Raw genomic sequence first — 2,407 nt, 5'->3', positions numbered from 1 at the left:
TTTGAAAATGGAGGAGAATCTTTAATTGCAACAAGATTGATTTCTTTAATTAGAAAAGAATTTCAAATAGATATGTCGTTACGTACTCTTTTTGAGGTAACAACTGTAGAAGGATTAGTTTTAGCTGTTAAATCTGAATTAGATTTAAAACAGAATCAGGAAATTCAAGGTTTAATTAGTGATCTTCAAGGACTATCTGAAGAGGAAATAAATTTAATTTTAAAAGATGGTCAATAATAAGTTGTAAATAATGAGGTAGGTGGGAATATTAAAAGTCTATTCCCACCACCAATTTATGATATTAGGAGGATCAGAAAAAATGAGTAAAGAAAAGCTTATGGCTAGGTTAGCTAAATTATCTCCTGAACAAAGAATATTTTTAGAGAAACAATTGAATAAAAATGAATCAAGTATAATTCCTTCTCGAAAAACTAATGAACCTACAATTTTATCATTTGCACAACAAAGAATGTGGTTTCTTGAACAATTAGAGCCTGGGTCTTCTACATATAATATGCCGTTTTTAGTAAAAATAAAGGGAGACTTTAATATTAGTGTCTTTAAACGTTGTTTAAATGAAATTATATGCAGGCATGAAATTCTTCGTACTACATTTTTATCGTTAGATGGAGATTTACGTCAAAAAATACATCCATTTATGGAAATAGATTTTGAAGTTCATAATTTGTGTTCCTATACTAAGGATACTGCTGAAGATATATGTTTTTCACAAATGAAAAGGAAAGCAATCGAACCTTTTAATTTGGAAATGGGTCCGTTACTACATACAAGTATTTGGCAGATAACAGAAGATGAATTTTTGGTTTTAGTAAATATGCACCATATTATTGGGGATGGTTGGTCAATGGCTATATTAATTGAGGAACTATCTATTTTATATAATAATTTTTTGAAAGCGGATGTTGCTAATTTATCACCTTTGAAGATACAGTATGCAGATTTCTCAATTTGGCAAAAGAATTGGTTAACAGGTTCTAAATTTCAAACACAATTAGACTATTGGAAGAAACAATTTAAAGATGTCTTACCAGTACTAGATTTACCCACTGATTTTTCGAGACCAAGTAAATTATCATACAAGGGTAGTAATGAACTTGTTAAAATTTCATATGAAACTGTGCAGAGATTAAAAGAATTAAGTAAAAGTGAAGGTTGTACATTATATATGACTTTGCTTGCAGCATATTATACCCTTCTTCTAAAGTATACCCATCAGGAAGATATTATCATAGGATCACCGATTGCAAATAGGAATCATAGAGAGATAGAGCCTCTCATTGGATTTTTTGTAAATACATTGGCTTTACGTATTAATTCAAAAAGAGATGTAGCTTTTCGTGAACTGATTAATAAAGTAAAAGAAATATGCTTAGGAGCATATTCAAATCAAGATATACCTTTTGAAGCAATTGTGGGTGAATTAAATTCAGAACGAACAGCAAATAATTCAGTTTTGTTTCAAACGATGTTTTCACTAGAACAAAATATTAAAAAATCTCTCAATCTTGCAAATGTAAATATGGATTTTGAAAGATTCGAAACCGATACAGCAAAATTTGATTTAAGTTTAATAATTAATGAACACGATGATGAACTTATTTGCACGTTTAACTATAGTACTGATTTATTTATGAACAGCAGTATACAACAGATGGCGAAACATTTTGTAACTATATTAAAAGCTATTATAGAAAATCCGAATGTTCAATTAAGTGAAATTTCATTATTAGATGATGAAGAAAAAAGAAAAATTTTAAATGGGTGGAATAACAATAAAGAAAATTTAAGTAGTATGTGTATACAGGAAAAATTTGAATTACAAGTAACAAAAACCCCTGATGCTATAGCTTTAATCTGTGAAAATGATTCATTAACTTATCGAGAATTAAATAATAGAGCAAATCAAGTTGCGCATTACTTGCGGAGAAATGGGGTCAGTTCGGGAAGATATGTTGGAATTTGCTTAGAGCGTTGTTCGGAATTAATGGTTTCAATATTGGGAGTACTTAAAGCTGGGGGAGCTTATATCCCGTTAGACCCTTCTTATCCAATGGAAAGGCTGTCTTACATATTAGAAGAATCTCAACTTGATATATTACTTACTCAGAAAAGTTTTATGTCTAAGTTTAATGAATTTAGAGTTGCTAATGTAGTGCAAATGGATGGAAATCAAGAGTTTAATGAGGAAGATACTATAAATCTTGACCATTTTGTAGATTTAGATGATTTAGCGTATATGATTTATACTTCAGGATCTACTGGAAAACCAAAAGGAGTCATGGTTCCACATCGAGGATTAACAAATTATTTAAATTGGTGCACTCAAAATTATTATAAAGGGAATGGTGGACAAGGTTCATTAGTTCTGTCATCAATATCTTTTGAC

2 protein-coding genes are annotated in these 2,407 nt (G+C 29.9%); both read left to right on the top strand.

From position 1 onward, the window contains the following. On the top strand, positions 1-237 hold a 237-nt coding region (locus MR170_RS30340; RefSeq protein ID WP_242310587.1), incomplete at its 5' end, for a phosphopantetheine-binding protein. 82 nt (positions 238-319) lie between these two features. Beyond that, the coding region (locus MR170_RS30335) for a non-ribosomal peptide synthetase (protein ID WP_242310585.1) at positions 320-2,407 on the top strand (2,088 nt) is incomplete at its 3' end.

Origin of the sequence: Bacillus cereus group sp. BfR-BA-01524 (assembly GCF_022662595.1) — a bacterium.
GTDB lineage: Bacteria > Bacillota > Bacilli > Bacillales > Bacillaceae_G > Bacillus_A > Bacillus_A thuringiensis_S.
This window is presented reverse-complemented; position numbering and strand designations above follow the sequence as displayed.